At 45.3% G+C, this 14,450-nt stretch carries 9 protein-coding genes; 1 reads left to right on the forward strand and 8 read right to left on the reverse strand.

What is annotated here, in order from left to right:
- Positions 1 to 47: 47 nt before the first annotated feature.
- From iscB to F6J90_RS32710, 6 genes are all read right to left on the reverse strand, one after another.
- Entirely contained in the window at positions 48 to 1,319 is a 1,272-nt protein-coding gene (gene iscB, locus F6J90_RS32685; RefSeq protein ID WP_293103604.1) for an RNA-guided endonuclease IscB, read from the reverse strand.
- A gap of 268 nt (positions 1,320 to 1,587) precedes the next feature.
- Positions 1,588 to 3,324 carry a hypothetical protein gene (locus F6J90_RS32690; RefSeq protein ID WP_293103607.1) on the reverse strand — a complete coding sequence of 579 codons (1,737 nt, stop codon included), beginning with the start codon at positions 3,322 to 3,324 and terminating at the stop codon, positions 1,588 to 1,590.
- A complete protein-coding gene (locus tag F6J90_RS32695) occupies positions 3,324 to 3,929 on the reverse strand; it encodes a phage baseplate protein (RefSeq protein ID WP_293103610.1) in 606 nt (201 codons plus the stop codon). Before F6J90_RS32695 ends, F6J90_RS32690 begins: the two co-directional genes overlap by 1 nt.
- 444 nt (positions 3,930 to 4,373) lie before the next feature.
- Entirely contained in the window at positions 4,374 to 4,898 is a 525-nt protein-coding gene (locus F6J90_RS32700; RefSeq protein WP_070393335.1) for a phage tail protein, read from the reverse strand.
- A gap of 10 nt (positions 4,899 to 4,908) precedes the next feature.
- Complete coding sequence (locus F6J90_RS32705) at positions 4,909 to 6,519, reverse strand: phage tail sheath C-terminal domain-containing protein (protein ID WP_293103614.1); 1,611 nt, start codon at positions 6,517 to 6,519, stop codon at positions 4,909 to 4,911.
- A gap of 290 nt (positions 6,520 to 6,809) precedes the next feature.
- Positions 6,810 to 9,215 carry a phage tail sheath C-terminal domain-containing protein gene (locus tag F6J90_RS32710; protein WP_293103617.1) on the reverse strand — a complete coding sequence of 802 codons (2,406 nt, stop codon included), beginning with the start codon at positions 9,213 to 9,215 and terminating at the stop codon, positions 6,810 to 6,812.
- A gap of 121 nt (positions 9,216 to 9,336) precedes the next feature.
- Here F6J90_RS32710 and F6J90_RS32715 point away from each other — a divergent pair, with 121 nt between their 5' ends.
- Entirely contained in the window at positions 9,337 to 9,540 is a 204-nt protein-coding gene (locus F6J90_RS32715) for a hypothetical protein (RefSeq protein ID WP_293103620.1), read from the forward strand.
- On the opposite strand, the gene F6J90_RS32720 is transcribed toward F6J90_RS32715, so the two are convergent.
- Both F6J90_RS32720 and F6J90_RS32725 read right to left on the reverse strand, forming a co-directional pair.
- Positions 9,501 to 9,734 carry a hypothetical protein gene (locus F6J90_RS32720; RefSeq protein ID WP_293103623.1) on the reverse strand — a complete coding sequence of 78 codons (234 nt, stop codon included), beginning with the start codon at positions 9,732 to 9,734 and terminating at the stop codon, positions 9,501 to 9,503. The genes F6J90_RS32715 and F6J90_RS32720 overlap by 40 nt on opposite strands.
- A gap of 168 nt (positions 9,735 to 9,902) precedes the next feature.
- Positions 9,903 to 14,417 (reverse strand): DUF6519 domain-containing protein, encoded by a 4,515-nt coding sequence (locus tag F6J90_RS32725; RefSeq protein WP_293103626.1) that lies wholly within the window; start codon positions 14,415 to 14,417, stop codon positions 9,903 to 9,905.
- Positions 14,418 to 14,450 lie beyond the last annotated feature (33 nt).

Raw genomic sequence — 14,450 nt, forward strand, 5'->3', positions numbered from 1 at the left:
CTGGGGTTCCCCCAGGTGACAGGCACTCAGGAAAGGGAGGACAAGGTTTAATTTGTATAGGCATAACCATCTTTCCTGTGAATACATTGACAATACTTGTGACTGATTCCTTGTACCAGTCCTGATTTAGTTAAGATATTGAAAGATCCTGATTTTCGAGTTGCGACTCGTCCCACGTAGGTACCGATCTTCTTGCCTTTAGTCACCACAGCGCGGACAATATCACCCGTCTGAAAGCCTTTGTGGATTTTGGTTCTTGAACAGTGACGGACAGGGAATCCAAACTTGTTTGTTCGACAAAGCTGACGAGTTCCGTGACCTTTTGCCGTAATTATCAAAGGATGGGTTACTTCGACAATCAATGTTTCAACTTTTCCGACATTTGCCGCGTCTAACCAATGAGTTTTTGGAAGGCTTTGACGGCATCGATTGAATTTAGTCAATCCGCCGCTACCAACTTCAACAGGCAACCCGATTGATTTCAGTTCGTGGTACAACCTCCAGCGAGTTGTATTAACAGAAGCCGCATCAGCCAGAGGACGTTTCGCTTGACCTAAAATCCGCTTCAATATCTTGGGTTTCCCAGACAAGAAAAGCTCAATATCTTGATTAGATTTAGCTTGATTACATGGGTGACACGCAATAGCTAAATTAGAAACCCGATCAGAACCGCCTTTAGACTTGGGCTTGATATGCTCAATTTCTAACTGAGTACCTGTTGCCCCACAATAAGCACATTTACCATTCCATTTTTCAAGTAAATATTCCCGAAGTTCGTAACCGTAAAGTGTACCCTGCTGATACTCGATCCCAGATATTTCAGGATTTTGCAGTTTCTGAGTGTCGAATCTGACCAACTCTTGAGAGATGCCCGTAACAGGACATAATCGAGTCAGCTTTTTAACCCAAGTTAAAATGTTTTTAACTCTAGACATCAGGCTAGGAGCTAACCAACCTTTTGGTCTAGTTCTATTAAGAAATCTGGGCTGACGATATCGAGTTTTACGATGGCGTCGGGCACGCCTTAACTGCCTACGAGAGGTTAAGGCATCTCGAATTTGAAAGCCTCTGTGGGTAATTTCACATCCCCAAACTACTCGGTTATTTTGAATGATTGCTAAACCACTTGTTTTCGAGCCAGGGTCTATTTTGAGTTGTGACCCGTGGGTTATTGGCTCTTCTATCTCCTCCGTTAAAATTATGGTAAATGGGTAACGACGATAGACTTTACCTTTGCCTTTCGAGAGTATAATTCTAGCTCTCGCCGGTTTGCAGGGGTCTAAAGGTTGCCGATTTTTGTTAAGTACAAATACACGCATAACTGTGTTTTCTCCTATTGCTAGGGTAAAGTGAGCTTAGTCAAAGTTATTTCTCGGTACTTTCCCAATCGCACTGGCTTAACTCAACTACACCTGTTTAACGACCGGGTTCTAGAGCTGGGGACTAGCTACGCATCCCCAGGTAGGACTTTAACTCTTGGAAATAACGTAGTTCTTATAGAACTTAGACTGGTAAACTTTGAGCTTGAAAGCTCCCGCTATAGTCTGTTCGCGCAGCGTCGGCTACGCCGAAAGACTTAGCGGTGAGTTATTTACTGCGCTGCTTAAGATATTCATCTAGGGAAAGCCTTGGATTTGAAACGGTTGACTGCATCCTACGGGATTGCTGAACAGGTTTGACCACTGGTTTAGTTCCTCGGACTTCTATCTTACCTATGGTAACCTGAATAGTGGGTGTCGAGGCTATGGATGCTTTCCGTTCTTCTGCTAGCTTTGACTCTAATAATTTTAAGGGATTGTTCCCGATTAGATTGTCTTCTAATTTTACAGGTCTGTCTGTTTCGGTTTTTCCCGTTTCTCCCCCTTTTTCTACTCGCGCGATCGCAGTTTCTGGTGCCAACTGACTCAACTGGTCTTCTCGTCTGGATGATAATTTGACCCCATCCTCTATCTCCTTTAAGGCTCTTGGGTTTTCTTGTGCCAAGAGGGGCAGACTAGTTTCTGAGCCTGGGCTGGGAAACCCTGGTGCGGTTAGCTGATTTTCCCACGTTACTTTCCCTCTCCTGTTGGAAGCGATCGCTTTTCTCGACTGTGGTATACTCGTGCTTTGTGTCGAGAATTCCTTGGAGTCTGGCTCCTTCACTACCCTTGACTTAAAAGGACTTTCTAAGTCTATTCCTTTCTCAAGTTCTAGGGACTTCACCGTCCTTGAGTCCACTTTCCCCTCAGTAACGGGTTGGGAGGGGGCGGTCTCCCTGACTGACTCCGTTGACTTTTCTTGGTTTCTTGAGAAGAGCTTGGCTGTGAATGTCCTTGGCGGTGTCTTTCCCGATGGTCGATCTGGATTTACAGATTTTGTTGACTCTCTAGAATCTACCTCATTTCCTCCACTTTTCCCGTCTCCCGAGCTAGGGTTTTGCCCGACCTCTCTAGTTTCTCGAACCGACGTTAAAACGTCTTTTATTGGGGAATCGTTCTGCTCATTTCTCCCCAACTGTTTGACTTCTCTAGTGTTAGGAGCTTGACTTTCTAACTCTCTAACTCTCTCCACTGCTGGTGGGTTCACGTTTCTTGATACCACGTCCCGTGGAGTAAGGTCTTCCCCTGGTGCGATCGCGTTTTTTTTCCTGTTGTTTAACCCTTTACTTCTTTCAGGACTTTCTAACTCTCCAGAGTCTGATTGATTTCCTCGATTCTCACCCTTTACAGAGCTTGCTTTTTGCTCAATTTCCCTGGTTGATCGACCGGACTTTAAGACTTCTTCTGTTGGAAAATCTCTCTCCTTGTTCTTCCCTAACTCTTTGGGTTTTAAAGGCTTGGCAGACCGTTTATCTTCTCCCTCTTCCGAAGCGATCGCCCCTGGATTTTCTCTGGAAATTTCTTTTACTTCTCTTCTTTTTTCTACCTCTCGCCCTTCCTTCGTTACCCTTTCTCCAAGTGAATTTTCTTTGTATGTTACATCTCCCGAGTTACTTTCTACCCTTTGTAGTCCTTCTAACTCTATCCCTCTGCTTCTCTCCCCCATTTTTTCTCTACTTACCAATTCTTGAATTTCCTCCCTTCTCCCTAACTGAAGGTCAGTAGTGATGGGCTCATTTGTTGTTAGCTCATTTGTTGTTGGTGCGGACGCGTTTTTTTCTCTGTTCCTTTGCTCTTTTTCTTGTGACCTTAAACTCCGATCCCCCTCAAACAGGCTAGGTATTTCTAAATTGGCATTGTCACTAGCCATCGCCTCTTCCGGAGCAAACCGCGAAGCTATTCGGGGTTGCACTACGGGCATTAAACCTAAAGTCCGTCTTGCCAGTCTGGTAAATAAATCTGTCATTAGCCCACTAAACTTAAATAATATTGTCGTCGGAGCGTACTCATAGATAAGATATCCGCCTCTCGCCATCCATAAAACCGGGCTAGCAGGTGTACTTCCTGGAGAATCCTCTGGGCTTTGGCACTGATTTCTTTCCAAATAAACCAAACTATATCTAACATTACCTGCCAATTGTGACTGCAAGCTGGACAATCTAGATCTAATAGTATTTCTATTTGGGGGTCTGCTGCTGCTATTGCCTCTACCATTTTTTCGATCACGTCCTCTGGCAGGTCATTATACCCCCACTTTTGTCCCCATCGGCTTGCTCCCACCAAACAGTTTTGCCTCAGGTGTCTGGCCGCTTTCTCATCATCTTTGCTTCCCACTATTCCAGCTAAGTCCCAGCTATTCGGTAATCTATAGTGCAACTCCCACTCCCCGACGTTGATTATATACTGTTCTGCTTCTGGTTCCCGCAGTTCTACCAAGCGCATCTGGGATGTTTTCATGGTAAACTCTAACCGTTCGCTACATTCGGGACAGTTTACCCAACTATTCATTTGCTCCCCGAAGGTGATTTCTCGTAGGGTTAATAAATAAGCGTCCCGCTGTCCGATACTCATAGTAGCCAGGGTGGCCCTCGGCTTTTCCGGACAAGCAAAACTCAAAAGAGTCAACGCCCTGTCCAGGGGATGTTGACTCTGTCCTATTTCCCAACAACGTATTAGCTCATTTGCTGTTAGTGGTCGCATTGGACTGATTTAGAATGTAGAATGTAGAATTAAGAATGTAGAATTAAGAATGTATAATGTAGAATGCTGAATGTATAATGTAGAATGCTGAATGTATAATGTAGAATGCTGAATGTATAATGTAGAATGCTGAATGTATAATGTAGAATGTAGAAAAATACTTAATTCTTCATTCTTCATTCTTCATTCTTAATTCTCAATTCTCAATTTTTCATTTTTAATTCTTCATTCTTAATTCTTCATTCTTAATTCTTCATTCTCAATTCTTAATTCTTCATTCTTAATTCTTCATTCTTAATTCTCAATTCTTTTTATCTATGCCGGTTCAGTGAAACTGGGTTCTGTCGGTTCCGTCACGTCATAGTCACGTTCCCATCCTTCATTTTGCAGTTGAATGCTCTGGATTGCGATTTCGTTGCCGCTTGCATCCAACTCTGGTAATGCTTGGAATTCCGATACCCAGCAGCGATATACTTTATAAGCGATCGCTACCTGTCCGGCTTCGTTCATCACCTCGATAATGATATCCTTGCGGAAGTCCTTCAAGGACACTTCCGATCCCAAACCGGAACCGTAGTTCCAGACCTTATTAGCCCATTGTTCAAAGGCTGGGTCGTGGGTTACCCCCCGTTCTAATGTAATTGCTTCGTACTTAGTTTGTCCTGGGGATAATCGGGAACTGCTGGGGTCTCCCCCTGTGCGATGTTCTATCACTTCGGTGCTCCGACTTAAGGCACCAACTTTACTAACTCCTGCTACGTAGTTTCCATCCCATTTGACCCGAAATTTGAAGTTTTTATAGGGGTCAAATCGTTCTGCATTTACTGAAAATTGAGCCATGGTTTCCTCCTTAAGATTGTCCTGCTATTTGTTGGAACTTGAGTATTACGAATTCTGCGGGCTTGAGGGGGGCAAATCCAATTAGGATGTTGACAATCCCCCGGTCTATATCGTACTGAGTCGTTGTTTCCTTGTCACACTTGACAAAGTAAGCGTCCTTGGGGGAACTGCCTTGAAATGCTCCTTGCTTGAAGAGATTTTGCATAAACGCGCCGATATTCAATCGCAGTTGAGACCACAGGGGTTCGTCATTGGGTTCAAATACAGCCCATTGGGTATTGCGATACAAGGTTTCTTCTAGGTATAATGCTAGTCGGCGCACGGGGATGTATTTCCATTCCGAAGCCAGCATATCGTCTCCTACCCTGGTGCGGGAACCCCAGACGATTCGACCCGCTGGTGGCATCACTCGCAAGCAGTTAATCCCTTTAGGGTTCAACTCCCCATTTTCAGGATCCGTCAGGGGGACGCTCAGACCTATAACTCCTTTTAAGACGGCTTCCAAACCCGCTGGTGCTTTCCAAACTCCCCGGCTTGCATCCGTGCGGGCAAATACTCCCGCAATTGCTCCGCAAGCGGCAAATATTTCGATTTGATTGTCCTTAAGGGGGTTTGGCATGATCAGGCGCGGGAAGAAGATGGCTCCATTGGTACTGACTGACCCAACTTGACTTGATTGATCAATCCCTGTTTTCGCATCATCCTTACTATCCCAACTACTAGGAGAGTCGATAATCATCATGGCGCGGCGCTTCAGGCAATATGCCAAAGCGTCGTCAATTAGACTTGAAGTTATATCCCCACCTGGTACGAAGGGTGGGATGCACAGCAAGTTAAACAAGTCCGTATTCTCTAGGGCATAAAGTCCCTCTTTGTCTCCTTCCTTTCCTGTACCAGTGAATTCTTCTTGTGTGATCGCATCTCCATCTGAGCCTTCATCGCCTGATTCTACCTTATTTGAGCGAGTATCGCTCCACAAATCTTTTTTCAAATCCTCTTCGTCCAAATCTTGATCATTTGGCGTTGGAATAGGTAGATCTGCTGTAACTGTTCCATCGTAAAGCACTAGGTTTGAACTATTTTCTAGTACCTTATCTACTTGTCGAGGGTGACCGTACTTCGCCGAAACATTGAGGAATGTTTCTACTTCCTCTGTCTCTCCGTCTCTTATATAGAGATTGAACAATTTATCGGTTTCGTGTGTGCCCTCATCCGTAATGCTTGAGGGAAAAGTCCTATCAATCCGCGCCCGGAGCTTGTTTCCCCATACTCCCGGGTTTGCAGCTTCTAAATCAAGTGCACTGCCATCGTCTTGACCTGCCTTCAAGGTTGCTTTTTGCTGCTCTGAATCTTTTTGTTTGTAAAGTCGAACAATCACCGCCTGACTGCCGCCATTAGTGTAGAAATCTCGCACCGCGAAACTCATGGTACTGTGATTCCACAATCCGCCAAATATGCGCTCGTATTCTCCGTAGTTATTAATTAGTATTGGCTCATCGGTCGGTCCCCGTAATGCCCTACCGATAAAGGCTGTGATTGAAGTGGCTACGCCTGTTATCGTGCGCACTCCTGATGGAATTTCTTCGATATAGACCCCAGGATAGGTTGGTGTTACTGGCATTTCTCTCTCCTTTTTCCCTTAGTTATTTTTTTCTTTGGTCGGCAGTGCCCAACCGACCGATTAGCCATTTTCTAGTAAGCATTCAGCTATCAGCTATCAGCGTGTCGCGTATCAGCTATCAGCTTAAGCGCTACGCGCACGCGTGCGCGTTCAGCCTATGCGCTACGTCCCAGCCTTGAAGCCTGTGCCACGCTACTTGAGGTGCTATCAGCTCAAGGCTGACTGCTGACTGCTGACTGCTGTTCGCGCAGCGTGCGCGTAGCGCATATGCTTACATTTTCTAAGCTTATTTATGATTGTCCAGCTATCTGCTGGAATTTCAGAATCACAAATTCTGCTGGCTTCAAGGGTGCAAACCCGATCATGATATTAACTATCCCCCGATCGATATCATACTGGGTTGTGGTTTCCTTGTCACACTTGACAAAGTAAGCGTCTTTGGGAGAGCTGCCTTGGAATGCCCCTTGCTTGAAGAGATTTTGCATAAACGAGCCGATGCTTAATCGAAGTTGAGACCAAAGGGGTTCGTCGTTCGGTTCAAATACGGCCCACTTGGTATTGCGATACAAGGTTTCTTCTAGGTACAATGCCAGTCGCCGTACCGGAATGTATTTCCATTCGGAGGCTAGCATGTCGTCTCCCACTCGGGTGCGCGAACCCCATACTATTTTACCCGCTGGCGGTCTATTCCGCAAGCAGTTAATTCCCAGAGGGTTCAACTCCCCATTTTCGGGGTCTGTCAGGGGGACGCTGAGGGCGGCCACTCCTTTTAAGACTGCCTCCAAACCCGCTGGGGCCTTCCATACACCCCTGGTCCCATCGGTGCGGGCGAAGATTCCTGCCACAGCCCCACAGGCGGCAAATACTTCTATTTGATTTTCTTTGAGAGGGTTAGGCATCACGAGGCGCGGGAAGAAGACGGCTGCATTTTCACTGGTAGACCCCACGTCTGTCTTAATCCCTGTTTTTGCCTTTCCCTTACTATCCCACCCGCTAGGAGAGTCGATAATCATCATAGCCCGGCGTTTGTGGCAATAGGTGATAGCTTGATCAATTACCCCTGTTTCAACATCTAGTCCATTAGCCTCCTGTTTGTAGGGTGGGATGCAGAGCAAGTTAAACAGGTCGGCCTTTTCCAGAGCATAAATTCCTGTTTTGTCCCCTTCTCCTTCAGTAAAGTTATTACTTTCCAGGGGATCGCCATCTCCTGCACGGTCTATTGGTTGCACTCCATTTGAACACAGTTCGTACCACACTCCTTCCGCCTTAAATTTCTTCTTTTCTTCTTCTCGGGACTCTGGGTCAATTTGCTCCTCTATCTCTTCCCATGTGCTAGCATTCTGCTCTGGTCTAGCACCAGGCAATGTCCCAATTACCCGTACTAATTGTGAATCTTTTTCCAGTACCTTCTTAATGTATCGCGTTTCGCTTTCGTCAACAGATAGATTCTGGAACGTTTCAACTTCTCCCGTCCCTCCATCCCTGACCGATAGATTGAACAATGCACTGCCGTCTTCTAGTCCCTCATAGTCAACCCGAGCCCGCAATTCGTTGCCCCAAGACCCCTCGTTTGCTGCTTCCAGGAACAGTTCATTATCTGTTCCTACTGATAATTGTGCCTTCTGCCTGATCTGCAAGTCAGCAACTATTTGATCGATGTCTTTTGTATACTTCTCATCTGACACGTCAATCTTGAGTGAGGTAACAATTATATCGACTCTTCCTGAATAGTCTTCTGCTGAAACAATATTAATTAATCCATGGCTTTCGAGCACATTACCAATGATTTTATCGACTTCTTCTTGGTACTGCTCAACGGTTAATTCATCGGATAAACTATAGATATTTATCGCAATCTCTTTGGCTATCTTTCCTGGCACTGTAGTTTGGTCTGGCCAAGTGTTAGGATCGTTGTTTTGAGGAGGAGTGCCAGGATCTAAATGAGTTTCTGCAGCTTCAATACCATCGTCTTTGTTTTCTGTATCTTTAATATCGTTTACTACTGGAATTACGTCCTGTAATTTATGGAGTTCGATGGCAATTTTTTTAGCTGTCTGCCCTCGCTCTGTATTTTGGTATGGCCAAGTTTTAGGTTCGCCTCCTGGTGGAGGAGTTTTATTATCCAAATGGCGTTTTGCCGCTGTAATGCCAGCGGCTTCATTCCCTGCATTTTTAATGTCATCTACTGCTGCCCAGACATTAGAGTTATACATCTCGATTGCAAAGTCTTTGGCTATCTTTCCTTCCCCTGTGCTTTGCTCTGGCCAATTGTTAGGATCACTTACTAGTGGAGGAGGTGTAATATCTAAATGGTTTTTTGCCTCTGTAATGCCAGCCTCTTTCTGATCTGTGCTATCTTGGTTAGCTGCACTTTGAATTGCACTTACTGTGTCCAACACTTGGTTGTCGGTTGTAGCTTGCATTTCTCCAGGATTGAACAGTCGAACAATTACCGCCTGACTCCCGCCATTTGTGTAGAAATCCCTTACCGCGAAACCCATGGTACTCTCATTCCACAATCCGCCAAATATGCGCTCATATTCTCCGTAGTTATTAATTAGTATTGGCTCATCGGTCGGTCCCCGGAAGGCCCGACCGATAAAGGCTGTAATTGAAGTGGCTACACCTGTTATCGTCCGTACCCCCGAAGGAATTTCTTCTACATAAACTCCAGGATAGGTTGGTGTTACTGGCATTGTTTATACTCCTTTTTTGTTCTTATTGTGATTAATTGCTCTTGAGTTAACGTTTCTAGGACTCATGAGGTACAGTTGTATTTGAGGCCGCATCCCTTAAAACCCTCTTGCCTATTGCCTATTGCCTATTGCCTATTGCCTCTTGCCTCTTGCCTCTTGCCTTCCCCTCCTGGGAGGGGTTAGGGGTGGGTTCCTCTTGCCTATTGCCTATTGCCTATTGCCTCTTGCCTCTTGCCTCTTGCCTCTTGCCTCTTGCCGACCTAGGAAAATTGCTATACATCCAAATCAATTGTCAACAACCCCTGCCTCCGTTTCCACTGGCTGACTGTTATTTTCCGCTTCATTTTCCGCTTCTGTGAACTGCCTCAACTCTTCCTCAATAACCTGAATAGCACCGCTAATACGCAGTAAGGTTTCTCGCAAATTCATTTGCTTGGTTTCATACTCAGCCAGGAGTTTTTGACCTGCATCAAATTCGGTTTTAAGGGATTGGAGACGCTGTTCTAATTTCTCTTTCATGGTTGGTTTGTACCTACTAACGTTTGGTTTTGGTCAAGCCCCCTAAATCCCTCGCTCGGGGACTTTGAGTATGGCTCCCCCCTTATTAAGGGGGGCTGGGGGGGATCTAAATCTTGCGGAAAACTTTTACAACACGCCCTAGGGGGCTAATCTGGGATAATGATGTAATTACTCCTTATTGAGAGCCTGCAACTGTGTGATTTTAGTTTGCTGCTGTTTAACTTCCTTGGCCAGTTCCAAAATTTTCTTGTTTTGCTCCTTAATAGCTTCGATCAGAGGGGCAATAAGCTTAGAATAACTCAGAGACTTCATCCCCTGGGAATCAGTGCTTACTAGTTCTGGGAACACCTCTTCTACCTCTTGGGCTACCAGTCCAATTTGTGTTTCTTGGGTAGCTTTTTGCTCATCTTTCCATTGGTAGCTCACGCCCCGCAAACCTAGGATCTTTTTAAGCCCGTTTTTTAGGGGCTTAACATTTTCTTTTAACGTTGCATCGCTTGATAACTCCACATTCTCAGCGAGTATTTTGCCATTAACGTCTAGTTTGAGGTTAGTTACAGGAGATTGTCCTCCCTCTCCTGGCACTTTCCCAATCCCGACAGCACCACTAGTGTTCAAAACAATATGATCCTTAGGGTCATTAGAGGTTCCAATTTCAAAGGTAGTGTTTTCAGCACTATCCTCACCCTCTCTGGCGTAGTATCGTATCCATGCTGCATCGGCTCCACCGCCTCCAGGATTTTTTGGAAATAATATACCAGATTCCTGTGTGTTCCCAGCAGCAGGCATGATCGCTCCACCGCTTACTTGCAGCTTTGCTTGCGGAGCTGTTGTGCCAATACCAACACTTCCATCTACTGTTAGAGTACCCTCTAAGTTCGTGTTCCCTGCGATCTCCACATCTTCCAGTACTGACAAATTACTGGTGAGGGTACTTTCACCTGTCACTGTCAGGATGTCGATTGTCGAACCACCTGTTACAGATAATGCGTGGTCTGGATCTACCGTCGCGGACCCGATCGCCACGTTGCCACTATTAACAACCACATCCCCTGTCTCGACAAGCAGTCCCAACTTCTTAAGACCTCCATGACCACCGCTGAAGGTTGGATTAATTTTCAGCGCTGTTAGGGTTTGATTCTGGCCTGAACTTGTCAAAGTTGGTGTGATTTCCGTGGCATTGCTAGTACCGGTCAAACTTGGTGCTACTTCTAGCTTGCCTGTTAATTTAGTAGCACCGGCAACGGCTAACTTATAATTTGTTTGGGAGTCACCCCCGATGCCGACTTCTTGAGTTGCTTGATTTACCTTGAGGGCAATAGAAGCATCTTGACGGATTTGCAGATCACCTTCTAAGAGGGTAGAACCCCCTTTCACTCTCAACTTATCCGATGTTGAGGCTATGGGTGTCCCGATCACTAAGTTTCCCGATTTTATGTTTAGATGGCCATCGTCGAGGTCTACATCCCCCTTAACTACCTGCAGTCCCAACGTCTTTACATTTTGGTAACCAGCTACATCGAAACTTGGCTCAATTCTTGCCGCTGTCAGGCTATCGTTATCTGCTTGAGCAACTAGTTCTGGTGTTACCGTCAGCGTTTCTAGATCTGTAGAACCAAGAACGCTCAAGTTTGTATCAAAACTGACTAATTCGTTTGCTGCCCCTTTTACATACAACTTTGGTTGCTTATCATTTACAACTTTTTCCCTGGGAATTTCAGTCGCCCCAATACATACATTTCCATTGGGAATTGTCAAAGTCGGTTGAGTTCTACTCCAAACACCTGTGAGGTTCAGTGAATATACATCGGTATTGGCGTTCTCCGTGACTTGTAAACTAGTATTTACAACCAAAGTTTGTAAGTCAGTAGTTCCCGTAACTTTGAGTTGATTGTCTCCTGGGTTATTAGCATCGATTTGACCGATGCCTACATTACCATCTGCTGTAATGACCACCCGATCTACTAACGTCCCGTCCTGACCTGTGCTAAATCTTAACTCCCCTGATGAATTACTTGAACCGTCTCCTTCTACTACAGAATAAATAGCTGCTGCTTCTTGAGCTTCTTCTTTGTATTTTAGAGTTTCATCATCACCTTGTTCAGCTTCCTCGTCTATCCCCTCCTGTGTTACTATGCCCTTTTTCCAGACTATCCTGCCATTAACCGAGGCACTGTCGTTTGCAGCAAACAGGGATAGGAAATCTTGCTGACCACTCTCTTCTAGCTGGACTTCTAAGGGGCTAATAACCTTTAGCTTCCCAGAGGTATGCTGGGTTTCCAGTTTTCCATGGATCAGTAACTTATCTTGATTTTGCTGACCCAGTTCGACATCACCTGGTTCTCCTTTCTCTGCATGGTAGGTTACCTTACCGTAAACCTCCAGATCTCCCGCCACTTTCAAGCGTGCTTTTGTAAGATCATCAGGATCATTTGGATCTTTTCCAATATCTACTAAATACTCTTTGCTTCCGTTAACAGTTAACTGGGGTCCAAAGGCGACGCGCCCCTCTTCTACTATCAACCCATACTGGGCTGCTTCTGTTATTCCGCAACTACATGTATCCTTAAAATCAGGCTTAATGTATAGTCCGACTAGCTTGTCTTGGGCATCCCTGGCATCCACTACCGGTCGCAGGTCTACCCCGATCCGATGTTGGTCGTCTTCTTCATCTCGTATTCGAGTTTCACGGCCAATGCCAACTTTACCTTTTTCTATCATCAACCCAAACTTGTACACCGGACTTTGACCGTTCTCATTAAAGTTTGGGTTTATATATAAGGCCGCTAACTTTTCTTTAGAGGTTTGCGCTTTCACTTCGGGTCGCAAATCTACCCCTATCTGTAGCTTTTCCAGCTCCGTACGGTCTGCACCAATGGATACTTTGCCCTCTTCAACTATCAACCCATATCGTTTAGGAGCATTACCTCCATTCTGAAAGTTTGGCTGAATATGCAAGGCTGCGAGGATTTGTCCATCGGACTTGGCTGTCAATTTCGGTGCCAACTTCTCGCCAACGACTTCTTGAGCACTATCGTTACTCAAGTCTGGCTGTACCAGCAACCCAATTGTCTCGTCGGGAGGTTCTGTTCCAATGGCGACCACACCCTTGAGCCAACTTGTCCCTTCTACAATCAGGTCTTTATTACCAATAATACTCAGATTGTCTTTGGTAAGGCGCATCACCTCTTCTTCACAGATGCTGAAGCTGATGGCCTGATCGACGGAATCTGGTGCTTTTTCTTCCAGTTCATCCTTCCAATAGCCCACATTCAAAGTGAGTTGCTTTCCACCTTGAATCTCGAGCTGGTCATCAGTATGGAATGGTTCTGTTTCTTGATCACGGCGGGCATCATTGTAGCTATGTACCCCAATTGATAACTTCCTTCCTTTTGGTACAACCCCGTTATATAATCCCGTTTCCCGCGCCATCTCCGTCAGGGCTGGGAAAATTTCCCGGCAATCCTGGAGCACTGTCCAGTGAAGAGTGGGAGGAGTGGGATTATCATTGTAATTGACAATCGCCAATGGACAGTAGTGATATACAATCCCGTCTGGTTCTTTGTTGTCTGCTGGCCACACAACTTCTTGTTGAGAGCGGGTTGGGATTAACCAATAATCTCCGGTCCTGTATTTTTCATTTCCTGTATGGACAAACTTGACTTGTAGCCCTTTTTCCAGTTCTATAAAATCTTGGTTCTCTTCTTCCTCAGAGAGGAATTTTATCTCTCTTGCATTTGCTTCCCAAATCCGTACAGTTGTGATTTTTTCGTCAGGGTTTAACTGATCTATTTCTTCCTGATTCCAAGTATCTTGATTTATAGTTAGTATAAGTCCATCATTACTTTCTCCTACATGATCTACTTTTAAAAAGAACCCTGGTTCACCTGCTTTTACACGATCTTCGTCTGTAATTTCTATCCACCACTCTTTCCCCTGTTCTTCTGGAAATTGGATTTGATTATTTTTTAAAACTGTAACCTTATGGGTTTCAATTTTTGTCACTTTTGCGGCCATGGAAGCATTGTTTCTTGCCCACTTAAACGTAGTATCATCTACATTGTCCGCAACTTGGTGTATTTCTACCCTGTAAAGATCGTTGGGCAACGCTGTTCCACTCTTTACCTTAAGTTTCCCTTTCTGCTGGTTCTCACTCAGTAAGGTTTTCCACTCGTGCCGCCATTGTTCCTTCTCGGTCAATTCTTGTGCCTTTAGCTGCCAGTAAGTCTCGGTGCGAGTGGTCGTATCGGGTCCCCCCAGGGCTGGCTCTAGCAGGTCTTGGTCTTCTATGGCTGTAATGTGATGCTGCCATACCTCTAAATAAACTAGGAAGTCCCCTGGATTGGCAGTTTCTGCCCCTTCTGCTGCTAATATACCCGGGACGTCTGTTATCTCACGCTGATAGCCATCCTGTACAGTTTCACACAGGATACCTTCCACATAACATCGTCCTTCAGCCAGCTTAATAATTTGTTGGGCATTATCAAACTCAACCTTAAAACTATTCCGATCTGGCACTCCATTGAGTCCGATAATCTCCTTGTTCGCGTACTGCTCTCTGTAAGCAATTATATCTAGCTGTTCGTTCCAGTCCGCATCTAACAATACCCGACCTTGCTGTAGGCGAACGCTGCTGTAACGGTTGCTTGGATCAAATGTCCAACGAGTAAAATCCCCTTTCATCTGTTTAACCTCACCTGTTATTTTTTGTTAATT

The sequence above is a fragment of the Moorena sp. SIOASIH genome (genome assembly GCF_010671925.1).
GTDB lineage: Bacteria > Cyanobacteriota > Cyanobacteriia > Cyanobacteriales > Coleofasciculaceae > Moorena.